This window comes from Deltaproteobacteria bacterium, from assembly GCA_012522415.1.
Taxonomy (GTDB): Bacteria; Desulfobacterota; Syntrophia; order Syntrophales; family JAAYKM01; genus JAAYKM01.
The window spans coordinates 1-26,264 of the sequence record JAAYKM010000141.1 but is presented as its reverse complement, the minus strand read 5'-3'; the positions used below and the strand labels follow the sequence as shown (position 1 = coordinate 26,264).

The following is a 26,264-nucleotide window of genomic DNA, read 5'->3' as shown; positions in this document are numbered from 1 at the left end:
CTGTCAGCCCATACCCAACCCCCCCCTGCCAAATAAAAAATCACCTCCTCCCGTTGCAATATGACAACACAAAGAAACAAAAAAAGCCATTATTCCGAATCTTTAGAATATGGCTCTTGTGTTCGCTGTTTTCCCCGAGGAGAAATCTATTTTATTTTTGTTGCTATATCTTGACCGTGTCTTGCCGTAGCAAAGCACGCTGGAAGTTGACACGATGGGATGTTGCCTGCCTGTTTTCGAATCACTTGTCTGGTGAATCATCTTTTCACGGTTCTCCTGAAAGATTCGGCATCCAACTGGTAGTCTGTCAAAGGTCTCAAAACAAGAACGGTTGCAGCAACTTTTCAGGACTGAAAAGCCGCTACACGTAACACTTACCGTATTCCCATCTGGCATGTCAAGGAGAAAAATATGCAAAGATCTGTTTTGACCGCCTCGAAAAGGATTTTTTTTCGAACACGTCAGAAATTTTTCACTTGAAAACAAAAAAATGAAGGGAGCCCTTCTTGAGAGGTATTTCTCAACACGGCTCATGGATGCATTACCGGAAATTATCTGGCCGATTCGATGTATTCGACGATTTTTTCCGCTATTGTCGTGACGACATGCTTGAATTTATCGACATCCTTGTCCAGTAAGGTCATGCGGAACCCGGGGACGGACGTAAAAAAGGACGTCAGAGGAACGACGCAAATCCCTGTCGCCCCCAGGAGATAATAGACGAACCGCTTGTCCAGTGAGATTTTATCATCGGCCAGGGCTTCGATATATTGCTTGATCTCGGGATGCTCGATCGGCAGCTGCTGTTTATCGTTGAGCACCGATTCGTTGAAGACCGCCGTCATATAAAATGCGCCGTTCGTGCGGTTCACGATCAGAAAGGGAACATCCTTTAAAATGTTGTAGGCAATGTTGGCGAGTTTTTCATAGTGCCGTACCCGGGATTCCAAATATTTCCCGTATTCAGGGTGAGGGAAAATCCTCGGAATGGCAACTTGCGGCAGGGTGGTTGAACAGACCTCCGACATCTTCTGCGTCAGAATCGCATCGACGTAACGGCTGAACACTTCGTCCCTGTGGGCATTATACACTTCCATCCAGCCGCAACGGGAGCCCGGCCAGGGGAACTCCTTGGAAATGCCTTTCATGCTGATTCCCGGCACGTCGCCGATGACATCGCACAGAAGGGTCGTCTTTTTTCCGTTATAGACGATGTTCCGGTATGTTTCATCGACAATGACAAAAAGGTCGTATTCCTTGGCGATCGCAACCATCTGGCGGAGCGTTTCCTCCGGGTAAACGTACCCCGTCGGATTGTCCGGGTTGATCACGAGAATACCTACGATGGAACTGTGGCTTTTGACCTTCTGTTCCAGCTCACGAAGATCCGGTGCCCACTTGTTATAGGGGTTCATTCGGTAGGTGTTCGGTGGAAACGAAGCGTGGAGCACTTCCGCCAGAAAATGGGTTGAGTAGGTCGGTTCCGGCAAGATAATACGGGCGTCCACACGGATTGCACTGTACGCCCTGGCAATCGCGTCCCCCAAACCGTTGAAGAAAAGAATGTCATCGGGGGTAATCTGCGCTCCACCGCGTTCATTGACCTGTTCGACCAAAAAATCCCTGGTTTCGTTCATGCCCCGCGTTGGTGAGTAGGCATAGCTCGAGTCTTCATGCATGATCTCGCAGAGGACCTCTTTCATCCAGCCAGGAATCGTTTCACCCTTCTGGACCGGATCACCGATGTTTTCCCAGACAACCTCGGTGCCGTATTCCTTGAGCTTGCTGGCCACCGCCACGATCCGTCTGATCTCGTAGCTTAATCCGCTTCCGCCTTTGGCAATATCGAATCTCATAGTCGTTCATTTGCCCCTTCTTCATGAATAAATGATCGTGTAGGTAAGTCAAACAAATTCTGTCATTTATACACAATTCCATCAAAAATGACCAGAAATAAATTGCGATAAACCGCGGCATGCCGGTCTCCGAGGATCCGGACAGGCCGTGTTCCTTGCGTCTTTGCTTTCTCCACCTCTTGTGTTAAAGTTCTTTCAAAGTGAACATCGAAAGGAGTCCGTACCCGTCCATGCTCGCTGTGGCCCAGTTCCGCTACTCTGCAGACAATCTTGCCTATCTTGTGTATGGACGGAGATCTGCCATGGTCATAGACGGGGGAGCCGTCCACGAAATCGCCTCACTCATTAAAGAACGTGACCTGACTCTCCGGTATGTACTGAACACCCATCACCACTACGACCACACGTCGGGTAATGATTATTTCCGGCAACGCTATCCCGCGCAATTCATCGCATGCCGGAATCTGGCACAACATGAACGGCTCGATCTGGACGACGAACCGGTCTTTGTTTATTCGACACCGGGTCATACGGACGATTCCCTGTGTTTTCATGTGGGGAACATCCTCATCACGGGCGACACGCTCTTTAACGGCACCATCGGCAACTGTTTTTCCGGCCGGACCGATCTGTTTCATCAATCCATCAAGAAACTGATGTCCCTGCCCGGCAAGACAATCATCTACGCCGGTCATGATTACGTGCGGGATTCCATTTTCTTCGCCCGTGAATTGGAGCCGGACAACGCTGATCTGGAACGGTTTCTGGCCGATTACGATCCGGAGCATGTTTTTTCCACCATGGCGGATGAATGCAAAATCAATCCGTACCTGCGTTTCAACGACGAAAAAATCATCACCCTCCTGAAAAATCAGGGGTTGCCCTGTAGCACGGAATGGGAACGTTGGCAATCCTTGATGACATTATAACTGGACAAAAACCCATGAAAGCCATGATCCTCAATAAAATCGGATTGCTCGAGGAAAACAGAAGCCCCCTTGACGCGGAAGAGATTCCGGTGCCGGTTCCCAGAGGGGGTGAAATTCTCTTGCGAGTCAGTGCATGCGGTGTTTGCCACACCGAACTGGATGAAATTGAGGGAAGAACCCCTCCGGCCCGTCTGCCGATGATTCTTGGCCACCAGATCATAGGCAGGGTTGTGGCGGCGGGTGAGGGTGCCGAAAAATTTCAATCCGGTGACCGCGTCGGTATCGGCTGGATTCATTCGACCTGCGGGAAATGTCCTTTCTGCCGGAGCGGCCGTGAAAACCTGTGTGATGCCTTCGAAGCCACCGGACGGGATAGAGCGGGCGGATATGCGGAATACACGACCGTGCCGGTGGATTTTGCCTATCCGATACCGGTGTGTTTTACGGATGTGGAAGCGGCGCCGTTGTTATGTGCCGGGGCCATCGGCTACCGGTCCCTTCGTCTGGCAGGGCTCCGGGATGGCCAGAATCTGGGCCTGACCGGGTTCGGGGCCTCCGCCCACCTCGTTTTGAAAATGGCCCTTTACAGGGACCCCGAAACGCGGGTGTTTGTATTCGCCCGCAATCCAAAAGAACGGACCTTCGCCCGCGAACTGGGTGCCGTTTGGGCCGGCCATACGGATGAGAAGTCGCCGGAGCGGATGCACGCGATCATCGATACGACGCCGGCCTGGAGACCGGTTACAGAGGCCCTGAAAAACCTTGCCCCGGGGGGACGCCTGGTCATCAATGCCATTCGCAAGGAGGAAGATGACAAGGACAATCTGCTTGCCTTGGATTATGCCGCCCAACTCTGGCTGGAAAAGGAAATCAAAAGTGTTGCCAATGTCACCCGTCAGGACATCGTGGAATTTCTCCAGATTGCGGCGCAAATGAACATCCGGCCTCAGGTCCAGGCATATCCACTGGAAGAGGCCAATCGGGCCCTCTGTGATCTCAGGGATGGCAAGGTCCGGGGGGCCAAGGTTTTGATCGTCAACGCGTGATCGATCGATGGTTGGCAAAAAAATGCACACCCCTCCGTACAAGAGACGGCCACGATTCTCGGGAGGATAAAAAAAGGCCTCTCCTCGGTCAGAACAACGGTCTTCATCCTGATCGGCATCGCCGTTCTGTCCGCTGTCGGCACCCTGCTTCCCCAGGGCGGGCCCGCTGCGGAAGCCATCTCCGGCAAGTATGCCCTGCTCCATACCGTTTTCCACGCCCTGCAGTTTTACGACATCTTCCATTCGTTCTGGTTCGCCTTGCTGGCGCTGCTGCTGGCGCTGAACCTGATCTGCTGTACCTGGTACCGTTTGGCCGGCTCCCCGGGCAAGCGCTTCTCCGGGAGCCGCCGAGCCGACAGGGCCATACGGATGCCGTCTTCAGAGAATGCAGAGATTATCCTTTCAGCAACGGCCTTCCGCGATACGGCGCAACGCGCGGAATACATCATCAAAAAGCACTTCCATCGGCTGTATAGGAAGGATCACGGCCACAAGACCGTTCTGGAAGGAGAGAAAGGGGGCCTGTCCGCAGGCTTTTTCGCCCATACGGCGGTTTTGCTTTTGCGGTGGCGGGCAGCTCATGGGGCGGGTTACGACCATCCGCCCTTGACCAACTTCTAGGAATCCCTGATCTTTGTTCCCTGGACGAGCCCGGAAAGATTCCATCCCCCGGGGATTCCCGAGGCGGGACCTGGAAGGATAGCTGTTTTGATCTGTTGAGAATCGGGATCAATAGGGGACAGCCCCGCTGCCCTGGTACATGCCTTCGTACGACGGATCCGTGTTCATAACCGTGTCATCGTCCGGCACGGTGCCGTCCAGAAACGCCTCAAAGACGGTACTGCCCGCGGCGGGACCGGCCGGCAGGCCCGTCCCGGGATCGATCTTGACGAAAACGATCCCTTCCGGTACCGGAAAAACCTCCACGGGATAACTTTGCAGGGCTTTTTCCATAAAATAGAGCCAGATTGGGGCGGCCGCCCGGCCGCCGACTTCTTCCCTGCGAAGGGTCTCTTTTCTGTCGAAACCAACCCAGACGCCCGTCACCAGGGAGGGGGTGAACCCGATGAACCAGGCGTCACGGTTATCGTTGGTGGTTCCCGTCTTGCCTGCCACGGGCCGCCGAATACTTCTCACGCGGGTTCCGGTGCCGCTTTCCACGACATCCTCCAGAATGTGTGTGGTCAGGAAGGCGATCCGCGGATCAATGACCTGTTCTTCGACAATCCGTGATTCCTCAAAAACATGTCCGGTCCGATCAACGATTCTCTTGATGAAGTAGGGGGCGACCCGCTTGCCGCCATGGGCAAGAACGCCGTAAGCGCGGACCATTTCCTGCAGGGTCACCCCTGATGAACCCAAGGCGATGGAAAGATTTCTGGGGAGGGGTGACGTGATGCCCATGTTCGCGGCATAGGATGTCGCATAGTCCACGCCGATTTCCTGAAGGAGTTTCACCGTGATGACATTGCGCGAGTGAACCAGGGCGTGACGCAGAGTGGTCGGGCCGAGAAACTTCCCGTCGAAATTTTTAGGTTTCCAAAGACCTCCCGGTTGGGAAGGATCTTCGAATACAAGAGGCGAATCCATCAGAAGGGTTGCAGGTGTCAGGCCCTTGTCGAACGCCGCCGTATAGATAATCGGTTTGAAAGCGGAACCCGGCTGCCGGACGGACTGGGTTGTCCGGTTGAATTCGCTCTTCGTGTAATCTCTGCCGCCCACCATGGCCCGAATGGCCCCGGTTTTCGCATCCATGCACAAAAGCGCCCCTTGCAGCGGTTCCTGTTTATAATTGCCCCGGGACTCGAGTTCCTTCAACCCCCTTTCCATCGCCTCGTTCGCACTCTTCTGCATGGAAATGTTCAGCGTCGTATATATCTCCAGCCCTTCTTTATACAACACGTCGCTGCCGTATTTTCCCTGGACGTAACGCCTGACGTTTTCGATGAAATATGGAGCAATTTTTTCCCTGGGCCTGAAGGAACGAAGAACAAGGGGCGCCTGCAGGGCGGCCGTCTTCTGTTCGGGGGTAATGTGGCCGTCCTCGACCATGCGTGACAGGACATAGGTCTGCCGTTCCCGGGCCTTATCGTAATGTAGAAAGGGTGAATAGTTGTTCGGCGCCTTGGGAAGGGCGGCCAGCATGGCTGCCTCCGCCAGGGTCAGGTATCGGGCGCTCTTGCCGAAGTACCCTTCCGAGGCCGCCTCGATTCCATAGGTTCCATGTCCGAGATAAATATAATTAAGATACAAGTTGAGAATTTCTTCCTTGGTCAGATAACGGTCGATTTTGTAGGCTAAAATAGCCTCCTTGATTTTACGGATGTAGCGTCGCTCCGGAGAGAGGTAAAGTGATTTCGCAACCTGCTGGGTGATCGTGCTTCCCCCCTGGACAATTTTGCCCGCTTCGAGGTTCCTGTAAAACGCCCGGGTGATGCTCTGGGGATCAAAGCCGCGGTGATGAAAGAACCGGGCATCCTCCGCCGCCACGAAAGCGAGAACGGCGTAGCGGGGAATATCGGCAACCTTGATCAGTTTTCGGTCTTCCAGGAAGAACTCGTCAATCAGTTCGTTGTTGTCCCCGTAGACCCGGGTGGCGATGCTGGGGCGAAAATCCTTGAGGGCGGCGATACTCGGCAATTCTTGGAGCAGCAGATAGTAGACCACGCTGCTGCCGAACAGGACCGCAAGCAGGAAGAGGAAAAAAAACACCAGAAGCATTCGAAGGAGCTTCGATTTTAACCAATCTTTACGGGGCGAGGCCTTACGCGTCGACTTGCTTTTAGCGACCATCCGTGTCCTTCTCCACTGAGGGCGTGTCGTTTCCTTTCCGCCCCGCGATTTTAGAAACAAGAATGCTGAGTTCGTAGAGGAACATCAGGGGCACGGCCATCAAAATCTGGCTCAGACAATCCGGGGAGGGGGTCAGGACGGCCGCGGCGATAAAAATCAACAGGATTGCATATCGGCGTTGGCGCGACAGCATGGTCGCATTGACGATGCCCAGTTTCGTCAGAAAGAACATGAAGACAGGCATTTCAAAGGATATGCCGAATGCCAGCAAGAACTTCATCGTAAGTCCGAGGTACTCCCGGAAAGAAACCATGGGTTTCAGGACGTCCGTAGAAAAGGACACGAAAAAATGAAATGCCGGCGGCAGGGCGATGAAATAACCGAAAAGAACCCCGGCGACGAACAATACGGTTGAAGAAAGGACGAAGGGAACAACATATTTCTTCTCCCGCGTGTAAAGACCCGGGGAAATGAACTTCCAGATCTGGTAGAGGGTGTAGGGGCTTGTCAGAAAGAGGGACGCAAAAAAAGCGATCTTCATGTGGATGAAAAACGCCTCCGGCAATCCCGTGTAGATGAGGGAGGTGTGTTCGGGAAGAACCTTTATCAGAGGCCGGGTAATGATCCGAAAAGACCAGTCCTTGAACAGGTAACAGGCCCCGAAGCCAAGCCCCACCACGACGAGCACGTACATCAGCCTCTTACGCAATTCCTCCAGGTGTGCGGTCAAAGGCAACTTTTCTTCAACGGCGTTCTCCATAAACGAACCTCGGGTCTTTATCGTGATGTATCCGGGAAATCATGCTTCGGGGGCATCCCCTTTTGTGGCGGGTGGTGATGAATCCGCGGGACGGGCTTCAGGTGGAACCGGGGGGGCCGTATCCTCCGTGCTTTTCTCATTCCCGTCGTCAGGGGCAACGGGCTTTATGGACTCGGCATCCTTCTTGATTTCGTCGGTTTGGATGGTTTCCTTAAATTCGTCTGCCACATCGCTTGCGGTTCTGCGGAACTCACTCAGCCCTTTTCCCAGTGTGCGGGCAAGTTCCGGCAGTTTTTTCGGACCCACGACAATCAACGCCACAACACCGATTAAAATGGCTTCCGGCATGCCGATACCAAACATATTGCAACTCCTGGAGGTCGATTCCTGGAACTATATCGTCGCCCTCTTCCGTTTGTCAACGGATTTATAAAACCATACACGGGCTGAATTCTTTTGCTTTTCGGTGGGTTTTATGGTAGAGGCGGGACGCGGTTATCGTGTGGGCGAGGTTTTCCGGCCCCCTCCGTACATGCGGGTAAACATCGATGGTGTATCGTAAGACAGGTGTCGTCAGGGACCGTCGCTTCCTCCTCCACGGGATCGACCCGACCCATCCGGAATCGGCGGCCAGATTGCGGGCCGTTTACAAGATGCTGGATGCGCCGGACATGGCGAACCGCTTCTTTGAGATACCGGCCCGTTTCGCCGCCCGGAAAGAACTGGAACTTGTCCATGACGGCGCCTATATCGACCGGATCGCCGGGACGAAAGGATGTCGGCTCGTCCCCCTTGATCCGGATACGGACGCGACGGAGGAAACCTACGACGTCGCCTGTCTCGCCGCCGGCAGCCTTTGTCACGCCGTGGACCACGTTATGGACGGCCGCCTCGACAATGCCTTCGCCCTTGTCCGTCCACCCGGGCACCATGCCGAAGTGGATCGCGCCGCTGGATTCTGCGTTTTTAACAATGTGGCCGTCGCCGCCCGCTATGCCCTGCGTCATCACCGTGTCCAACGGGTCTTGATTGTCGACTGGGATCTTCATCACGGCAACGGAACCCAGCACAGCTTCTACGACGACTGCCGTGTGCTGTATTTTTCAGTCCATCAGTTTCCCTTTTATCCGGGAACGGGCCATCTGAGGGAGGTCGGGCGTGGAAAGGGCAAGGGGTTTACGATTAACTGCCCGTTTGCCTGGGATGCCGACGACGGGTTGTATGTCCGGGCCTTCCGGAGGATTCTGGCCCCCTTGATCCGGCACTTCAAGCCGGATCTGATTCTCGTATCGGCGGGGTTCGACGCCCACGAAGACGACCCCCTGGGGTCTATGCGGATGACCAGTTCGGGATACGCCGCCTTGACCCGCATCCTGATGACGGAAGCCGATAGCTGTTGTGGGGGAAGAATCGTTCTGGTTCTGGAGGGCGGATATAACCTTGCGGCGCTGGCCGCGTCGGTTCAGGCGGTGCTGCGGGAATTGCGGGATGAAACCCGCGTAACGGAGGAGGCCCTTGAACGGATCGATTCATCGAGCCGGGGAGGGCACGCGGAACTCGATCGGGTTATGGCGCAAATCAGACCGTTCTGGCCGGGTTTATGACGATTGGAGCCGGCGGCTGTGGCCGGGACGAGACACGGTGAAAGGAATACGAATTGACAATCAATAAAAAGGAAATCGAGTACATCGCCCAGTTGGCGCACCTGAAATTCAGCCCCCGGGAGGTGGAAGCCTTCACGTCGGATCTGAACGATATCCTGTCGTACATCGACAAGTTGAACCAGGTGGATACAATCGGTGTCGAACCCATGAACCACGCCATGGACATGACGAACGCCTTCCGTGAAGACGTCGTGACCCCCTCCCTGACAAACGAAGCCTCCCTGGCCAATGCGCCCGAAACGCATGGCGGAAGCTTTCAAGTGCCCAAAATTATAGAATAAATAGAGGATCAAATGGAATTGCATCAATTGACCATTCACGCGTTACGGGATAAGCTCCGGACGGGTGAGGTGAACGCCGTTGCCGTGACCGAATCCGTCTTCAGGCGAATCGATGCCGTGGAAGACAGGGTTCACGCCTACATCGCCCTGATGAGGGACGAGGCCCTCCGGAGCGCTGCAGAGGCGGACCGGCGCATCGAAGCCGGCGATAACGAGGACCTCTGCGGTATCCCCGTTGCCCTGAAGGATGTGCTCTGCACGGCCGGGTTCAGGACAACCTCCGGCTCCCGTATGCTGCGGGATTTCGTTCCGCCCTACGACGCCACCGCAGTGGAGGCCCTGAAACGGGCCGGGGCCGTCTTTGTCGGCAAGGCCAATATGGATGAATTCGCCATGGGGTCTTCGACGGAAACTTCCTGGTTCGGCGTTACCCGTAATCCGTGGGATTTGGGGCGTACCCCCGGGGGATCCAGCGGAGGGGCCGCCGCCGCGGTGGCGGCCGATGAGTGCATCGCATCCCTGGGGAGCGACACGGGCGGCTCGATCCGCCAGCCCGCCGCGTTGTGCGGGGTTGTCGGCATGAAACCAACGTACGGGCGGGTGTCCCGCTTCGGTCTTATCGCCTTCGCCTCGTCTCTGGATCAGATCGGGCCCCTCACAAAGGATGTGGAGGATTGTGCCATCATGATGAACGCCATCTGTGCACATGACCCGAAAGATTCGACCTCGGCGAAAATCGACGTTCCGGATTATAAAACTTTTCTCGACAGGGACATATCCGGCTGGAACGTTGGCATTCCCAAAGAATATTTTGCGGAAGGCCTTGACCCGGATGTTCTTGAGGCGGTGAAGAGGGCGATCGGGGTCATTGAAGACGCGGGGGCCCGGTGTGTGGAGGTGACGCTGCCCCATACGGACTACTGCGTGGCCGTGTACTGCATCGTCTCCACCGCCGAGGCCGGCTCCAACCTGGCCCGCTACGACGGAATCAGATACGGATACAGGGCGGAGAACGCCCGGGACCTTTTGGAGGTGTACGAAAAGTCCCGTTCCGAAGGCTTTGGAGCGGAAGTCAAACGCCGGATCATGCTGGGAACCTACGCCCTGTCCTCCGGTTATTACGACGCCTACTACAAGAAGGCCTCCCAGGTGCGCGCCCGGATTAAGGAAGATTTCGCAAAGGCTTTCAGGCGGTGCGATGTCATCTTGACGCCGACTTCGCCGACCCCGGCTTTCCTGCTCGGGGAAAAAATAAACGATCCTCTGCAGATGTACTTGTCCGATATTTATACCATCTCCGCCAACCTTGCCGGTATCCCCGGTATTTCCGTGCCCTGCGGGTTCAGTTCCGGAGGGCTTCCCATCGGGGTCCAGTTCCTGGCGGGGCCTTTCGACGAGGGTAAACTCATGCAGATCGCCCACGCCTATGAACGGCTTGCCGCAATCGAGAGAAGGAGGCCTTCCCTGTGACGGAATACGAACCGGTGATCGGGCTGGAAGTTCACGCCCAGCTGATGACCAAATCAAAGATTTTTTGCGGCTGCTCCGCCGAATTTGGGGCGGCGCCGAACACCCGGACCTGTCCTGTGTGCCTGGGGATGCCCGGCGTACTCCCCGTCCTGAACAGAACCGTTGTGGAATTCGCCGTGAAGATGGCCCTGGCGACCCGGTGCCGGATCAATTTGATGAGCAATTTTGCCAGGAAAAACTACTTCTACCCCGACCTGCCCAAGGGATACCAGATTTCTCAGTACGCCCTGCCGCTGGCCGAAAAGGGTTATGTGGATATTGAAACAGATGCGGGGGAAAAACGCATCGGCCTGATCCGGATTCATATCGAGGAAGACGCGGGGAAACTCGTTCACGACGAACACATGCCTTCAAGCTACGTCGATCTCAACCGGGCGGGGGTCCCTCTCATCGAAATCGTCGGGGAGCCGGATATCCGGAGTCCGGAGGAGGCGGCGCTGTATCTGCGTCGTCTTCATGAAACGCTCGTCTATCTGGAAATCTGCGACGGCAACATGGAGGAGGGGAGCTTCCGATGCGATGCCAACATTTCCCTGCGCCCGAAGGGGCGGGAAGCCTTCGGCACCCGGGCGGAACTGAAGAACCTGAACTCCTTCCGTCATGTTCAACGGGCCCTGGAGTATGAGATCAAGCGCCAGGCGTACATTCTGGAAAGCGGCGGTGAGGTTGTTCAGGAAACACGTCTGTGGGACGATGCACGGGGCGTCACCCTTTCCATGCGCAGCAAGGAAGAGGCCCATGACTACCGGTATTTCCCGGATCCGGATCTGGTCGCCCTGCATGTGGACGAGGCCTGGATTCAGGAAGTGGCGGCGACGCTTCCCGAGCTGCCCCTGGAAAAGAGGGAGCGTTTTGTCCGTGAGTATGGAATCACGGCCTACGATGCCGGTGTGCTCACGATGACCAGACCTCTGGCCGCATATTACGAAGAGGTGGTGAGGGCCTGCGGCAAACCCAGGCCCGCCGCCAACTGGGTCAAGGGGGATCTCCTGCGCCTTCTCAATGAAGACAGGGCGGATATCCAGGCCTGTCCCGTCTCTGCCGCGTCCCTGGGTGATATGATATGCCTGATCGAGGAGGGCGCGATCAGCGGTAAAATGGCCAAGGACCTCATCGAGGAAATGTACAAGACGGGAAAGTCACCCCGGACGATCATCGAGGAAAAGGGCCTGGTCCAGATTACCGACGAGGATGCCCTGGCCCGGGTGGTTGACGAGGTCATCGCCGCCAACCCGAACCAGCTTGCCCAGTATCGCGGCGGTAAGGACAAGCTCTTCGGGTATTTCGTCGGGCAGGTCATGAAAGCCACCCAGGGAAAAGCGAACCCGCAGTTGGTCAATGATCTCCTGCAGAAGAGGCTGGGACCGTGATGATTCGCACGATTGACTGGCGGGACGATACGGTCGTCATGATCGACCAGAAACGTTTGCCCCGCGAGGAAGTCCACCTCTCCTGCAAAGATTATCGGGAGGTGATAGAGGCGATCAACGATCTCACCATCCGGGGCGCCCCGGCCATCGGCATCGCCGCCGCCATGGGGATTGCCCTGGGCATGTTGCAGGCGCCGGATACGTCCCCGTCCGCATTCCGGGAAACTTTTGATGTCCTGTGCCGGGAATTTCGGACCAGCCGCCCCACGGCCCGCAACCTCTTCTGGGCCGTCGAGCGTATGGAGGCCTGCTTTGCCCGTACCCTCCAGTCCGCAGCCCCTTTCGACGCCCCCCGCCTCAGGGGAGCCCTGGTCGCTGAAGCAAAGGCGATCCTGGAAGGGGATATTATCTGCAACCGGAAAATCGGCGCGTTTGGGGCGGAACTGATCCAGGACGGGAACGCGATCCTGACCCACTGTAACGCCGGAGCGCTCGCCACAGGGGGCTACGGGACGGCTCTCGGGGTAATACGAGCGGCCGTGGGGCAGGGTAAGAACGTACATGTTTTTGTGGATGAAACCCGCCCGGTTCTTCAGGGGGCGCGTTTGACGGCCTGGGAACTGATGAAAGAGGGTATTCCCGCTACGTTGATTACGGACAGCATGGCGGGGTTTCTCATGTCCCGGGGGAAAATCGCCAAAATCATCACCGGCGCCGACCGCATCGCCAGAAACGGCGACTCGGCCAACAAGATCGGTACCTATACCCTTGCGGTTTTGGCGAAGGAGCACGGGATTCCTTTTTACATTGCCGCCCCGTCATCGACCGTGGATTCGGCCACGCCGGACGGCGCCGCCATTCCCATCGAGGAGCGGGACCCGGAAGAGGTGACCTCCTGGGGGGGATGTCGGGTTTCCCCGGAGGGCGTCCGGGTCTTCAATCCCGCCTTCGACGTGACGCCTGGGAAGTACATTACGGGCATCATTACGGAAACAGGGGTTGTCCGGCCGCCGTACGATTTCACTTGACCGGGCAACCGAGACGGAATAAGCCCGTCGTGTGTGACCAAGCCTGGGGGATCCCGCATTCCCGCAACAGGGGTAAACCAGAGCCGTCCCTTCGACGTGAAGGACGGAGAGACCGGTTGAAATAACCGCATATCGATCGCAAAGGATAACAAGCACATGTCAAAACTTCTATTGTTCGACTTCGACGGCGTCATCGTCGACTCCCTTTCCGTTTATGAGCGGACCGTCAAATCCTGCCTGGAAAAAATCGGGCACCCCATCGTTCAGAGCCGGGAGGATTTCCTTGACCTGTTCGAGGACAACTTCTATGAGGGAATCGTGAAAAGGGGGGTGGACCTGCAGGAATTTGTGGCGGCGTCAAGGGATATTCAAGATGAGATTCATTACGAGGACCTGGAACCCCACCGGTTTCTTTTCCCCGTCCTGGAGTCTCTGTACCGGGATCATGTTCTGGCGATCATCTCGTCCAATACCAGCGATATCATCCGGAGGGCTTTGGACGCTTATCAAATCGATGGCTATTTCGAGGAAATCCTCGGATCCGACACGGCCTACGGCAAGGGGGAAAAAATCAACCTCGCCATGTACCTCTTCGGTGTCGCCCAGAACCGGATCTGTTATATCGGTGACACGGCGGGGGATATCCGGGAAGCCCGCCAGGCGGGTGTCCGTGCCGTGGGCGTAACCTGGGGCTGGCATTCCCCGGAACGTCTCATGGCGGCCCATCCCGATTTCATGGCGGAACGGCCCGAGGATCTGTTCACCTACCTGGAGAGCATGGTCGATGAGCTGTCGGATTTTTACATCCGTTGACCCGGACCGATGCAACGGCTGCGGTCTCTGTGTGGAAATCTGCCCGTCCGACACCCTGTCCATGGTGGATGGAAAAGCGGTGGTCACGGGGAAGCGTTCCCTCTCCTGCGGCCAGTGCGCGGCCGTCTGTCCCGTCGGGGCCATCACGGTCACCAGTCTTGAGCCGACCCCCCACGTCTTTGAAACCTTTCAGGGGAAGGCGGACTGGCTCCCCTGGGGAAAATACGATGTGGCGGAACTCGCCCGTCTCATGGCCTCCCGTCGTTCCTGCCGCCGCTATACGGACCAGCCCGTAGCCCGGGAGATACTCCGGGATTTGGTCAGGATCGGCGTAACCGCGCCCTCCGGTACGAACAGCAAGCGCTGGCGTTTCACCCTCGTTTCCTCCCGTAGGGACGTGGTCGTCTTTGGGGAACGGATCGCCGACTTCTACCGGCGCCTCAATCGTATTTCCGAAATGACCTGGTTGCGTCATGCCCTGAAGTGGTGCGGAAAAACGGAACTCGATGTATATCACCGGCATTATCATGACCGTGTCGCCGACGTTCTCGCGGAATGGCGGCTGAGCGCTCGGGACCGCCTGTTCCACGGCGCCCCGGCGGCGATCATCGTAAGCTGCTGTCCCGGCGCCTCTTGTCCGGCGGAGGACGCCCTCCTGGCCACCCAGAATATCCTCCTGGGGGCCCACGCTCTGGGTCTCGGTACCTGTCTCATCGGCTTTGCCGTTGAAGCCGTAAAAAGAGACGCCCGTATCAAGCGGCTCCTCGACATGCCAAAGGAAGAAACGGTTTACAGTGTCATCGCCTTAGGCTACCCGGCGATCAAATATCACGCCCTCCCGGGCCGTAAAACACCGTTTGTCCGGGAACCGGTCCTGGAGGTACAGGACGGCTCCGCGTGACGCCCCGCCCGATCCTTCCCTGATCCTTATTCACCGTACCACTGTCTGCTGCGGACATTTTGAAGTTGCCAGGGGGTTTCGACGTCCAGCTTTTCCGGGAAGTACTTGCCGCGGCCATCCAGGGGGGTCCACTCCGTGAACTCACCCACCAGGCGGCCCAGGTAGGGTTCCGCCTTCGCGAGGCAATCCTCGAAGTCCAGCTCCTCCGGTTCGACCACACCCCGCCTCGGATGGCGTATGGCCCATAACACGGCGGCGATAGCCCCCGCCACGACCTGCACGGTGGTCGCGTTCGCATAGGCCACGTTTTGACGTGTTTCCTGGATCGTGAGCTGCGAACCATACCAGTAGGCGTTTCTTTCGTGACCGGCCAGCAGAACGCCGAGTTCATCCATGCCCTCCACAATATCCGTTCCAAGGCGCCGGCAGGAAGGCTGCATGATCCATCCCCTTCCTTCCAGTTCCAGCGCGGACAGCATCGCGTCGTCACAGGGGTGGTACACGAACATCACGCTCGGTCGATACAGGAATGTATCGCCGTCGCGAATCGAAAGGTAGTCCGCAATCGAGAAGACCTCGTCATGGCTGACGAGCATGCCCTGAAAGCCGCCGATCGACGGCGCCCAGCTACGCGCAAAGGTGCTCGCCCCAGGGCGTCCCAGGTACAGGGTCCGGGAGCCTGGACGGTGTTCACGTGCCCCCCGTGGCCGCCTTCTTTCACAGGTGCCGAGGGAGAGTTCCGCCGGTTGCATTAATTCGTCCACGAAGCCGTCTATGGACCAGGTGTTGATGAATTCGCCGTGGCGTTTCGGCTGTCGGCTGGCCTGTGTGTCGCGCTCGGATATCTGAATGGTGGATATTCCGAGGTCACGCGCGAGGTGGGCCCATTCTTCGCGGCTCGACGGTTTCGCGTTCCCGTTGCGGACGATGCGGTCAAGATCGATGAGGGCGCGCTTGACGAAATGGGACACGAGGCCCGGGTTTGCCCCGTGATCGACCACGGCGGTTGGGGAATCGGGACCCAGTTCCCCCGCCAGATCGACGATTTCTTCACGGATGGCGTGGTTTGTGCGTTGATGGAGCTCCAGCATGGGGTTGTCGAATACACCCGGCCACGGCTCGATCGAGGTGTCCACGTACAGGGCGCCCCGCTCCGCGCAGAATCGAATCAAGTCGATACTGGAGACGTCTATGGACAGATTCAGCACGAGGTCGCCGTTGCGAACGTAACGCTGCAATATCGTACGGTAGTTGCCCGGCGTCAGGTTGCAGTGGATGAACTTCGTGCCGCAGCGCTCCGCAATCCCCCGGCCGGCTTCATCGGCTGATAGAACCACCATCCGGCTGTGAATGCCCTCAAGATGCCGGCCTATAACCGGCAGCATGGCCTGGCCGATGCTGCCGCAGCCAATCATGATGATGCGGCCCTCAAAGCAAAACGTGGAGGTGTTTTCCATGTTTCCCCCCTGTGTTTCCTGAATTTTCGCCGCCGCATTGCACCGCTGCAAGGCCCTGGGAACCTCCCGTTCCGACACGCTTCACCGCCATGGTCTCCGCGGAGGCGCTGTGAGCCTAGGACGGGCTTGGAGGAATGTCAATGGAAATTAACCGATGGGATGGGCGGGGTGCACGAGGAGGACGGCGCAACGATGGCAGGGCCTATCCTGGAGGTATGGAGATCCGATCCGGTCCGGCGGGGCATCCATTTCCGGGATCGTCCGTTTGGGTTCAAGAGTTTCGGATCGGGCGCGGGCCCGGTCAGATATCGTTGGCAATGAGATCCTGTGTGACGATTTTGGCGATAAGGGTCTGAAGGTCCCGCTGGGGAAAATGAGCGAGTTCATCGTGGATAAAGCTGACCAGTTCGGGGATGTCATCTTCGGTCCGTACAAAGATGTATTTGACGTTCTGCGGTGTAAACTTCAAAGGGCAGTGCTTCGCCGCCGATTCGTTGGCCGGGCCCAGGATTTGGGGATTGTGGTACTCTCCTTTCGACAGATAATTCGGAATCGCCTCGTGCGTGGCAAGATGGCGCCACTCCGATTCCTGATAGAAGATTTTTGAAACCAATTGACCCCCTACGAGCATTTTTCCTTCGAGGGGTTTGCAGAAACCCACGAGACGCCGGTAGTTATCGAGGTGGGTTTCCTTTTTATCCGCCTTATGGGCGGCGATGCACGATTGCGATATTTGTCTCATCAGCGTCGCCAGGTCGCTCGTTTCCGACACATACACGATGGGATTGAAGCCGTTCGTGATGCCCCACATTCGCCTCATGCCGATTCCATACTGGCCGTAAAAGCTGACGTGGTCCGTTATACGGCTGAGGGGGATGTCGCAAAAACTGACGACAGGGTAGGCCACGGCGTCGATTTCCCGTGCGACGAACCAGGCAATGTCCTCGAGGCTGTATTTCGGGAAAAAACCGCGCCTGATGATGTTTTTCAGGACGTTGAGGTTCTTGGTGAAGTGAAATAGTGTCCGGGATCGAGGCGCGGCCATTTGTGCTCCTTGGTGACAATGATTTTCCTGGGATGGCAAGGTTTCGGCATCCCCTGTCGCGTGTCCTATTCGAATTCTCCTTCGTGAAAGACGATGGCCTGGAAGGTGGAAAATCGTGCATCCCGACGCCAGGCGTTTTGCGGCAGGCCCGCTTTCATGGCGAGGTGGTCGAGCATGGTGTCCCGATCCCAGCCCTGTTCAGGCGCGACCTGGGGGAGAAAGACAGCGGAACGGCCGTTTTTTTCGAGCACGACCCCGTCGCGCCCGACAACGATATCCTGATAACCCGAAACGGGTTTCATGGGTGTGAGAATGGAAATTTCGACCTCCAGATCCTGCAGTTCGGATGCCTTGACGGGAGAGAAACGCGGATCACGGAGGGCCGACTGGAGAGCCATCGTGCCGACCAGTTTCCCCAGGGGGATGTCGGGCACCAGCCGTCCGATGCAGCCTCTGAGTTGATTCCGTTTCTTGAGGGTCACGAACACCCCCCGGTGCTGCCGCAGAAGCGGCCCGAAGCCGCGCGCCAGGGGCAGGGTCTCCGAGGTCAGGTGCCAGGTGATCGACTGCCGGGCAAAGGCCAGGAACGCTTTTTTCTCCTCCGGGGTTAGGCGCGTCTCCGAAGTCGCCGGCGCAGGCTGTTCCAGAAACCGGGAATCGCGGCGCTCCGGCTCGCCTGTCAGGGCTACGGCGCCGTAACCGACAACCCGATTCGGATCTCCGATGATGGCATCCCCCGAGTGGGCGTAGCTGATGACACGTCCCCCTTCGGCTCCCAGCGCTTTCGCGGCGGCCATGGCCGCCATGATCGGCCCTTCGCCGCAGGCGCAGGGGTGGAGGTTCGGTATCCGCCGGCTCATCCGGGTGCGGATCGTATCCAGCAGGTTGCGCGGGTCGAGGGTGACGATGGCATCCAGCACGGCCAGATCGGAGGCCTCGGCTTCCTCGGCCGAGGGATAATGCGAAAGATCCGAACTCGCCACAATCAGGGCTCTCCGATTTTTCAGGATTTTGCCCAGGGACTGCCCCAGCCTCTCGCACATCTGCGGGTCAGGGGTTCCGATCAGAACCGGGACAATCTTCGCCTTGGGGAAAACCACCTGGACAAAGGGCACCTGCACTTCGATGGAGTGCTCCGCCCCGTGAACCCCTTCGTCGGACACGCAATCCTGATTTTCCCTGAGCAGTTCGCCGGTCACGTCCTGATCGATTTCCGCGATACCCAGGGGGGTTCGGAATCCCCGGCCCGGGTAGAGCGCGATTTTCCGGAACCCCGCCGACGCGTGGTTTGTTCCCAGGAGGATCACCACATCGACGGGCTCGGTTCTGGCCTGGTTGTACCCGTCGGCGGCCACCTGGCCGGAATAAATATAGCCCGCGTGGGGCAGAATCAGAGCGATCGGCTTTTTGACGCTCGCCGGCAAGGCGGCCCCCATGTAATTTTCAATCCCCAGTCTCAAAACCGGGGCTGAATCGGAATAAAACTGACCCGCCACAGCGGGAGACCTGACCGATCCGGAAGATTCTCCGCATGCCTCCATCATCACACCCCCTAATAAAAAAACCCCGAAGATCAACGCTCCCATCCATTTTCTGATCATGGGTCGCCTCATCCTCCCCTAAGACCATACCCCGGCTATCTTCTCGCCGCAGAAAGCGCACCGGCCGTTTTTTATCCGTACCTCGTTAATAAAGAAACTACTCCTCCTGATTATCACCTTTCGACACCGGGGACAATAGGTATGGTTTCCCGGATGATCGGGTACGTTGCCGATATAGGCGTAACGAATCCCCCGCGCCATGGCGATCTCCCGTGCCCGTTCCAGCGTTTTCACCGGCGTCGGGGGCAGGTTCAACATCCGGTAGTCCGGATGGAAGCGGCTGAAATGCACCGGCACATCCGGGCCCAGTTCCCCGGCCACCCAGTCGCAGAGGTTCTTCATCATGGCGTCCGAATCGTTGAGGGTCGGCACGACGAGGTTGACGATCTCCAGATGTGTCCCGCTTCCGGCTATCTGCCTGATGCTCCGCAGAACGGGGGTCAGCTCCGCGCCGCATACCCGACGGTAGAAATCCGGGCTGATGCCCTTCAGGTCGATCTTGATTGCATCGAGGCTTGCGCACATCTCCGCCAGGGGGGCCTCATTCATGAACCCGCAACTGACCAGAACGGAACGGCGTCCCTCCTTTTTGGCCAGGCGTGCGATATCGAGGAGATATTCCGTAAACACCGTCGGCTCGTTGTAGGTAAACGCGATAACCGGCGAGCGGCGCTCCCCGGCGGCACGGACCAGTTTGTCCGGGGGTACGCGGACGGCAGGCTGATCCTCCGGCCTGATCTGGGAAAGTTCCCAGTTCTGGCAGAATTTGCAGTGGAGGGGACAGCCCGCCGTGCCGAGGGAAAAGGCGTCCGCCCCGGGGAGAAAGTGATAGAAGGGCTTCTTTTCGATGGGATCGACATGAACGGCAAGGGGGCGGCCATAGACCAGACTCCGCAGTTCCCCGTCGATGTTGATCCGGGTCCGGCATTTTCCCCGTTCTCCCTCGCGGATCACGCAACCCTGGGCGCAGAGGAGGCATTTGACGATACGGGAGCGGTGCCGGTGGGTTTTCCCCCGTATTCCCGGGGGATGGCAGAGTGAGCAATCACCGCCTTCGGGTGACGGCGCCGTCCAGAAGCGGGCCCGTGGGGCCGTGCGGATGAGTTCCCCCGTATAATCCTCCGTCCGGGGCGGACCCCGGAAGCGATCGCGTAAATTCGGCTTCGCCCGGGCCAGGGAAGGAGAAAGCAGAAGCGAAAGCCCCGCCAGACAGGGGGTATATCCCCACGCGGTTTTGAGCAGTTCCCGTCGGGAAAGCATGGTGCACCTTTCTTTACAGACTTTCAGCGCCCCCCTTGGAGGGAGGAGGCGCGAACACGTAAAAACCCGCGACGGCCTTTACAGGAGGACCGGCCCATCCATCCGGCCTTCCCTTCATCCCGCGGCCGCCCCGGCATTCAGGACGCCGATCGTCGTCAAGGTCAGATCGGTTCCCTCATCCACTCCCCGTCCTTGATCCGCAGGTAGGTCTGCACCTTGTCGCGGATCGGGTCGGGGAGCTTGATTCCCAATTGTCTCAGCCGCTTCTCGTATTTGTCGAAGGAACGGGTGTGCTGGGAGGTGTTGATGAAGATCTGGAGAAACGACCGGATGCTTCCTTCCAATTCCCGGCGGAATTCCATGTCCCGGTTCAGCATATCCTCGATGGGGGCGAGGGCCCGGTAATTGATCGGACGGCAGATGGCCCGGTAGGCGACGAAGCGCTGGAGGATTTCGGATTCGTAGTCCTTCTCGCGGATGGCCTGTTCCACGATGTTCAGGTTGATGCAGTCCATGATCTGGAAGTCGTATTCTCCGCCGATGATCTCCTGAACGGAGCGCATGGCCTCCTGGTAGCGGTCGCAGTGTTGAAATTCCTTGTCGCATTCGTTGATGCAACGCACGTAAAGGACGAAATCGATATCCGATCCGGGCTGGGACAGGCCCATGTTGACGGATCCCATGACGTCCATGGCGATATCCTGATGGATCTTTTCATCGAAGCGGAGGGCGACCTCCTCCAGCAGTTCCAGGCGGTCGTCCGTTTCAGAGGTCTGGAAGGAACGGTAAAAATGCTTGATCTCGTTGTACAATTCGAACTCCGGAATGTGGGAGTATTTCTCCACCCGGGCGTCGTAGTTCTCCCCCCGCCGGTGCGCTTCGTAACGCTCCCCGTCGATGATCCGCTCCACGAGGCGGCCGTTTTCACGGACATATTCCGCAATATCGTAGATATGTTCTTCCACCAGTTTGCGGTAAACGATACGCTGAACCTGACGTTCCTCCAGTTCGATTTCATAAAAAAAGCCCCCCTCGGCGACCCGGCCGGAAAGTTCCGTCACCTCGCCGAAGATGGAGGGGTTCATGTAAACGGTTCCCTGGGATTCCTGGACGCCCCACTCGTTATGGACGTGGCCGAACAGGCAGAGCAGGACGTCATGGGTGTCGCAATATACCCGGAGCGATGGCGATCCGGAGGTTCCGTAGGTCGTGACCCGGTCCCGGATACCGTGGGCGGGCTGGTGAACCGCGATGATGTCCGGGCCGGTGGTCTTGAAGAACTGGTACATTTCATTTTTTTCGACATCGACACCGATCCCGGCGTTGTGGTGGATGACGTACTTTTCCGGCACCCCCGGTGTCCAGAGGTCCGCGCCGCCGTAACCGGCGAGTTGCAGCCCCCCGACATCGTAAGCGTGCAGGTGGAGATCCCGCTTGTGCAGCGCCGTGAATTTGAGGTTCATGTCGTAATTACCCGGCAGGCAGTACACCTTCGCCTCCGGTTTGAAGGCCATCATGTTCGCCAGAACCCGGTACTTCTGCCGCATGACTCGTCGCGCCCGGTCGGTGTATTCCTGATACTTTTCCCCCTTCTCCCGAACTTCATCCGTCGTTTCCGCCGCATCCAGAAGGCTGTCGACGAAATCCTCGATATACAGGTCCTCCCGCCCCGTTCTTCGCCGGAGACTGTGGAAAAAGGTCTGCAACTCGTGGTAGTTCATGGCGGTGTTCATCGTGTAAAAGGGGATGTCGATCAGGTCGCCGGCAATGATGAATACATCCGCCGCAGTCTGATCCAGAAGGATTCTTACCCTCTCGAAGTATCCGTGAACGTCGGTGGCGAAAATGATTTTCATGCCCATATCCATCCTCTGGTTATCTGGGGCCTTTGTTTTATCCATGACCCCGCACCTGTATTACGCGCCGGGTGGAATCAAGTCGGAGCGCCCTTTTCCCTCAAAAACCAGGAGGCCGCCCCCAGGAGCGCCGCCCGCGGCTCCAGAATCACATGGACGGGCATCCGTTCCATGAGACCGGACATGCGCCCCTTGTCCCGAAAGGCCCGGAGGAACGGCTCCTCCTGCAGAAAGGGCGCGATGCGCGGGGGAATCCCCCCGCCCAGATACACGCCGCCCGTCGCCATGACCTTCAGGGCCAGATTCCCCGCCTCCGCCCCGAGGAGCGTCACGTACAGACGCATGGTCTTCACGCAGAGCGGACACGGGTCGGTCTCGCGCAGGGCCGCAGCGACGATGCCCGGCACGGGGTCCCGGGCATCGTCGGATCCTTGTGAATCCCCCGGATCCATCCCACCCCGATCCGCCTCCAGCAGATACCCGTATATCCGGGCGATACCCGGCCCGGCGCAAAGCCTCTCAACGGATACCCGCCCCCCTTCTTTCCTGTAACGGCGCCAGAGCGCCAGCTCACCGTCATCGCGGGGGGCGAAATCCGCGTGCCCCCCCTCGGTGGCGTGGGCCCGCCATCGGCCGTCCCGATGGGTCATGAAGGCTTCGCCCAGGCCCGTCCCCGGGGCGATGACCGCCACATTCCCGTTATTATCCCCCTGCCCCCGCTGAAGGGTGAGCAGGGCCTCCCGGGGCAAGTCCGGAATGGCCGACGCCGTCGCCAGGATGTCGTTGAGCAGGTAAACCTCATTCAGGGCCAGTGTCTCTTTCAGGTGGTTCTCATCGAGCACCCAGGGCAGGTTCGTCAGTTTCACACGACCGTCGACGACGGGTCCCGCCACCCCGAAGACGGCGGCCTCCACCACGTCGGCGGCAGGGGTCAGAAAGGCCCGGACCACCTCCTCCAGTCCCGCATAATGTGAGCTGGCGAAAACCGCCTCCTTGAGAGGCGCCGGTTTGTCCATGGCGGACGGAAAAATCGCCAGGCGGGTTTTCGTCCCGCCGATATCCCCGACCAGGAACATTTACTTCCGCACCCCCGGGCGGGTCTCTTCCTCCAGCCAGCGGAGATAGGTTTCGTCCCCGCCAACGATCTCGGTGGCGATGATTTCGGGGACCTCATAGGAATGGACGCGCCGGATGGCCGCCGCGATGTCGTCGAAGAAAACGGCCCGGCTCTTGGCGGTCAGGCGCCATTCCTCCGCCTCCTCCATTTTACCCCGCCAGTGATAAATGCTCGTCATGGGGCCGTCGATCTGGACGCAGGCCGCCAGACGATCGCCCACCAGCGAGCGGGCGATCCGCTCCGCCAGTTCCCGGCTGTCCGTCGTCGTGACCACCTGGATAAAACGTGCCATGCCTCGCCTCCTGCATTGAACTGCCCTTCATTTTACACGGTTGACCTTATTTCGCAACACCGGATTCAACCCGCGGGCCCAACCGGCGGCCTGTCCGGTTCAGGACAGCCGCGCGGGGTGGTTACGGAAGAACGGGAAGAGGGCATGGGGGGAAGGCGAAATCCGCTTTTATGCCGCACCGGGCATTCCGTCATGCTCATCCCGTCTTTTCTCTTGACAGAGAGGAACGGCGTTTCTATAGTCGGCTCATCTGAAAGGAGTCTCGGCATACATGGTCAAGGCGTTATCGGCGGGACGGAAAAAAACCATGGGCGGACACGGCCTGTTGCCTCGAATCGTCGCTTTTCTGCTGTGTCTGGGCCTCGCGTTCCCGGCGATCTGCCCCGGCCAGACCGGCGACCGGGCTTCCGAAGACGCCGTCGTCCGGTCTTTCGAACCGATCGCGGGTAAAATCAACCTCTTCTTCAAGAGGCATCCCAAATTGCTGGTCAAGGTGGCCTTTCCCGAGAACCCCAAACAGGTGGCCTTTTCCGTCGTTCATTTTCAGATGGACAAGTTTGCCTACGATATCAGGACCAGCCCTTCCATCCTTTACCCCTACGTCGCCCATGTGGACGTGGACACGCAACTGGCGGACAACAAACCCTGCGGCAACGTGAGCTTCGTCAAAGGAACGCCGGAGGGGTGGTCCAGCCTCGAGGAGGCCATCAAGAACGTCAACAACGCCGCCTGTTTCGTGATCAGGACGCCCCAGATCGGCGTCATCCGCAATCGGTTCGTCTTCGATTACGATGTCCGGCAGCGCCGCTGGATTTTACGGGAAATCATCTATCCGGACGGCTCCATCAACGGTCGTTTCATGGCCCTGCTCGGCGTGCCCTCTCCCTGGAGTCCCGTGATTACGGAGCCCAAAGCCCGGGAGTTCAACAAGGACTGGCTGCTGCTGTTCAAAGGTCTGTAGAATCCCGCCGGTCATTCCGAACAAAGATTCATGGTCATCCTGGACGAAGATTTGCGGTCACGCTGAATGGCGTTCCACGGTCATGCTGAACGAGGACTCGCGGTCATTCTGAACGAAGTGAAGAATCTAATCATTTCCGTATGTTGACAAAACAAGGTCGCCTGGTGGCCCAGGCTGGCATGGCGGCGCAGTCCCCTCAAATCTTAATAGATGGAATGCCTTGGCTTAAAGATTTCTCCCTGCGGTCGAAATGACAAAAAAAATCGAGATGAGAAAAAAAGTCGAAATGGCAACAAAAAATTGCAATGACAACAGAAGTCGCAATGAGGGGAGAAGTCAGAACGACAGCAAAAGTTGCAATGAGAACAGAAGTCGCAACGATAAGAAAAGTTGCGATGACAAGAGAAGTTGCAACGACAAGAGAAGTTGAAACGATAAGAAAAGTCGAAACGACAACCACGCTCATGGCGGCGCAACCCCCTCGCTGGAAGCGTCATTGACCGGGGGGAAACGCGTCCCGTTTCGCCCCAGGCCTTGCCCGAAAGGGCGGAAGCATACCCCGCCACCACAACGCAAAAAAGAAAGGTCCGGGGAAAACCATTCCCCGGACCTTTCAGTCAAACCTGCTTCTGAATTACCACTCTATGGCGACGCCGCCCCGGAATGCGGGCTCCTCGCCGGAGAAGGGCAAGCTGGCGCCCACGTTCACGCCGACATGCTTGCTGATCCGGTAAACGAAGGCCGCGCCGACGGCGCCTTCCCCTTCCCAGGTTGCCGCTTCCGCCGCAAAGGCCATTTTCTTGCCCTCGGACGGCATGTAAATCGGCGGCATAGCCAGGGCTGCGACCACGCCTCTGGACGCATACTTCTCCAGTTTACGCCTCATTGATTTCAACTGATTGACATTGACCGCGTCCGTTCCATAAATGCCATTCGCGACGTTGCTGATACGCCGTTCGTTGCCGACCGAACCGACGGACACCGTGTTCGCCTCGTTGGCCACCGAATTGGCGCCGATCGCCACGCTGTTGGCCGCCCTGGCGCTGGCGTTGTAGCCGAAAGCCGCCGCGTCGTTCGCCGTGGCTTCGCTGTAGTGACCGAAGGCCACCGCCCGGTTTCCGCTCGCCTCGCTGGAACTGCCGAAGGCCATGGACCGGGTGCCGCTTGCCTCGCTGTAGTTGCCGAAAGCGTTGGCAAAATCGCCGCTCGCCTCGCTGTCATAGCCGAAGGCCATGGCGCCGAAACCGCTCGCCTCACTGTAATGACCCATGGCCATGGTGGCGAAGTTGCCGGCCGTGCTCTGGCTGCCCAGGGCCATGGACCGGTCGCCGCTCGCCTCGCTGTAGTTGCCGAAGGCGGTCGCGTAATCACCGCTTGCCTCGGCCTGGAAACCGATGGCGTTGGCGCCGAAACCGCTGGCTTCACTGTAATGACCCATGGCTATGGTGCCGAATTCGCTGGCCGTGCTCTGGCTGCCCAGGGCCATGGACCGTTCACCACTCGCCTCGCTGAGGTTGCCGAAGGCGGTCGCGTAATCACCGCCGGCCGTCGCGTCGTAACCGAAGGCGTTGGCGCCGAAACCGCTGGCTTCACTGTAATGACCCATGGCTATGGTGCCGAAGTTACTGGCCGTACTCTCGCTGCCCAGGGCCATGGACCGTTCACCACTCGCCTCGCTGAGGTTGCCGAAGGCGGTCGCGTAAT

General features: G+C 58.0%; 24 protein-coding genes. 11 read left to right on the top strand and 13 right to left on the bottom strand.

Features of this window, described 5'->3' with window-relative positions:
* Positions 1 to 551: 551 nt before the first annotated feature.
* Positions 552 to 1,856 carry a pyridoxal phosphate-dependent aminotransferase gene (locus tag GX147_10580; GenBank protein NLN61114.1) on the bottom strand — a complete coding sequence of 435 codons (1,305 nt, stop codon included), beginning with the start codon at positions 1,854 to 1,856 and terminating at the stop codon, positions 552 to 554.
* 230 nt (positions 1,857 to 2,086) lie between these two features.
* On the opposite strand from GX147_10580, the gene GX147_10575 reads away from it, so the two are divergent.
* The 3 genes from GX147_10575 to GX147_10565 are packed head-to-tail and all read left to right on the top strand — an operon-like array spanning position 2,087 to position 4,452.
* On the top strand, positions 2,087 to 2,785 hold the full coding sequence (locus GX147_10575; protein ID NLN61113.1) for an MBL fold metallo-hydrolase: 699 nt from the start codon (positions 2,087 to 2,089) through the stop codon (positions 2,783 to 2,785).
* 14 nt (positions 2,786 to 2,799) lie between these two features.
* Positions 2,800 to 3,831 carry a zinc-dependent alcohol dehydrogenase family protein gene (locus GX147_10570; GenBank protein ID NLN61112.1) on the top strand — a complete coding sequence of 344 codons (1,032 nt, stop codon included), beginning with the start codon at positions 2,800 to 2,802 and terminating at the stop codon, positions 3,829 to 3,831.
* A 3-nt stretch (positions 3,832 to 3,834) separates the two neighbouring features.
* The gene (locus GX147_10565; protein NLN61111.1) at positions 3,835 to 4,452 is read left to right on the top strand and encodes a cytochrome c biogenesis protein ResB; all 618 of its coding nucleotides are present in this window, start codon (positions 3,835 to 3,837) and stop codon (positions 4,450 to 4,452) included.
* A 108-nt stretch (positions 4,453 to 4,560) separates the two neighbouring features.
* Here the strand turns inward: GX147_10565 and GX147_10560 are convergent, their stop codons facing one another.
* The 3 genes from GX147_10560 to tatB form a co-directional block, all read right to left on the bottom strand.
* Complete coding sequence (locus GX147_10560) at positions 4,561 to 6,552, bottom strand: PBP1A family penicillin-binding protein (GenBank protein ID NLN61110.1); 1,992 nt, start codon at positions 6,550 to 6,552, stop codon at positions 4,561 to 4,563.
* A 61-nt stretch (positions 6,553 to 6,613) separates the two neighbouring features.
* Entirely contained in the window at positions 6,614 to 7,384 is a 771-nt protein-coding gene (gene tatC / locus GX147_10555; GenBank protein ID NLN61109.1) for a twin-arginine translocase subunit TatC, read from the bottom strand.
* Between the two features lie 39 nt (positions 7,385 to 7,423).
* Positions 7,424 to 7,747 carry a twin-arginine translocase subunit TatB gene (tatB, locus tag GX147_10550; GenBank protein ID NLN61108.1) on the bottom strand — a complete coding sequence of 108 codons (324 nt, stop codon included), beginning with the start codon at positions 7,745 to 7,747 and terminating at the stop codon, positions 7,424 to 7,426.
* A gap of 185 nt (positions 7,748 to 7,932) precedes the next feature.
* On the opposite strand from tatB, the gene GX147_10545 reads away from it, so the two are divergent.
* The 7 genes from GX147_10545 (at position 7,933) to GX147_10515 (ending at position 14,971) form a co-directional block, all read left to right on the top strand.
* On the top strand, positions 7,933 to 8,988 hold the full coding sequence (locus GX147_10545; protein ID NLN61107.1) for a histone deacetylase: 1,056 nt from the start codon (positions 7,933 to 7,935) through the stop codon (positions 8,986 to 8,988).
* Between the two features lie 53 nt (positions 8,989 to 9,041).
* Positions 9,042 to 9,329: an Asp-tRNA(Asn)/Glu-tRNA(Gln) amidotransferase subunit GatC gene (gatC, locus tag GX147_10540; GenBank protein NLN61106.1), complete on the top strand. Its 288-nt coding sequence runs from the start codon at positions 9,042 to 9,044 to the stop codon at positions 9,327 to 9,329.
* Positions 9,330 to 9,341: 12 nt separating this feature from the next.
* Positions 9,342 to 10,799: an Asp-tRNA(Asn)/Glu-tRNA(Gln) amidotransferase subunit GatA gene (gene gatA, locus GX147_10535; protein ID NLN61105.1), complete on the top strand. Its 1,458-nt coding sequence runs from the start codon at positions 9,342 to 9,344 to the stop codon at positions 10,797 to 10,799.
* 44 nt (positions 10,800 to 10,843) lie between these two features.
* Positions 10,844 to 12,229: an Asp-tRNA(Asn)/Glu-tRNA(Gln) amidotransferase subunit GatB gene (gene gatB / locus GX147_10530; protein ID NLN61104.1), complete on the top strand. Its 1,386-nt coding sequence runs from the start codon at positions 10,844 to 10,846 to the stop codon at positions 12,227 to 12,229.
* Positions 12,226 to 13,257: an S-methyl-5-thioribose-1-phosphate isomerase gene (gene mtnA / locus GX147_10525; protein NLN61103.1), complete on the top strand. Its 1,032-nt coding sequence runs from the start codon at positions 12,226 to 12,228 to the stop codon at positions 13,255 to 13,257. Before gatB ends, mtnA begins: the two co-directional genes overlap by 4 nt.
* Positions 13,258 to 13,413: 156 nt before the next feature.
* Positions 13,414 to 14,070, top strand: a complete 657-nt coding sequence (locus GX147_10520; GenBank protein NLN61102.1) for an HAD family hydrolase — start codon at positions 13,414 to 13,416, stop codon at positions 14,068 to 14,070.
* Positions 14,042 to 14,971, top strand: a complete 930-nt coding sequence (locus GX147_10515) for a 4Fe-4S binding protein (protein NLN61101.1) — start codon at positions 14,042 to 14,044, stop codon at positions 14,969 to 14,971. Before GX147_10520 ends, GX147_10515 begins: the two co-directional genes overlap by 29 nt.
* A 26-nt stretch (positions 14,972 to 14,997) precedes the next feature.
* On the opposite strand, the gene GX147_10510 is transcribed toward GX147_10515, so the two are convergent.
* From GX147_10510 to GX147_10480, 7 genes are all read right to left on the bottom strand, one after another.
* Positions 14,998 to 16,428 (bottom strand): homospermidine synthase, encoded by a 1,431-nt coding sequence (locus GX147_10510; GenBank protein NLN61100.1) that lies wholly within the window; start codon positions 16,426 to 16,428, stop codon positions 14,998 to 15,000.
* Between the two features lie 301 nt (positions 16,429 to 16,729).
* The gene (locus GX147_10505; GenBank protein NLN61099.1) at positions 16,730 to 17,473 is read right to left on the bottom strand and encodes a hypothetical protein; all 744 of its coding nucleotides are present in this window, start codon (positions 17,471 to 17,473) and stop codon (positions 16,730 to 16,732) included.
* A gap of 65 nt (positions 17,474 to 17,538) precedes the next feature.
* Positions 17,539 to 19,074 carry an AmmeMemoRadiSam system protein B gene (gene amrB / locus GX147_10500; GenBank protein ID NLN61098.1) on the bottom strand — a complete coding sequence of 512 codons (1,536 nt, stop codon included), beginning with the start codon at positions 19,072 to 19,074 and terminating at the stop codon, positions 17,539 to 17,541.
* Between the two features lie 18 nt (positions 19,075 to 19,092).
* Positions 19,093 to 20,334: an AmmeMemoRadiSam system radical SAM enzyme gene (amrS, locus tag GX147_10495; GenBank protein NLN61097.1), complete on the bottom strand. Its 1,242-nt coding sequence runs from the start codon at positions 20,332 to 20,334 to the stop codon at positions 19,093 to 19,095.
* A gap of 161 nt (positions 20,335 to 20,495) precedes the next feature.
* Positions 20,496 to 22,235, bottom strand: coding sequence for a hypothetical protein (locus tag GX147_10490; GenBank protein ID NLN61096.1), 1,740 nt, complete (start codon positions 22,233 to 22,235; stop codon positions 20,496 to 20,498).
* Between the two features lie 32 nt (positions 22,236 to 22,267).
* The gene (gene glk, locus GX147_10485; GenBank protein ID NLN61095.1) at positions 22,268 to 23,266 is read right to left on the bottom strand and encodes a glucokinase; all 999 of its coding nucleotides are present in this window, start codon (positions 23,264 to 23,266) and stop codon (positions 22,268 to 22,270) included.
* Positions 23,267 to 23,599: a divalent-cation tolerance protein CutA gene (locus tag GX147_10480; GenBank protein NLN61094.1), complete on the bottom strand. Its 333-nt coding sequence runs from the start codon at positions 23,597 to 23,599 to the stop codon at positions 23,267 to 23,269.
* A 271-nt stretch (positions 23,600 to 23,870) separates the two neighbouring features.
* Between GX147_10480 and GX147_10475 the strand changes: the two genes are divergently transcribed.
* Positions 23,871 to 24,560 (top strand): hypothetical protein, encoded by a 690-nt coding sequence (locus GX147_10475; GenBank protein NLN61093.1) that lies wholly within the window; start codon positions 23,871 to 23,873, stop codon positions 24,558 to 24,560.
* A gap of 196 nt (positions 24,561 to 24,756) precedes the next feature.
* Here the strand turns inward: GX147_10475 and GX147_10470 are convergent, their stop codons facing one another.
* Positions 24,757 to 25,026 carry a hypothetical protein gene (locus tag GX147_10470; GenBank protein ID NLN61092.1) on the bottom strand — a complete coding sequence of 90 codons (270 nt, stop codon included), beginning with the start codon at positions 25,024 to 25,026 and terminating at the stop codon, positions 24,757 to 24,759.
* 168 nt (positions 25,027 to 25,194) lie between these two features.
* A partial coding sequence (locus tag GX147_10465) for an adhesin (GenBank protein NLN61091.1) occupies positions 25,195 to 26,264 on the bottom strand: 1,070 nt, incomplete at its 5' end.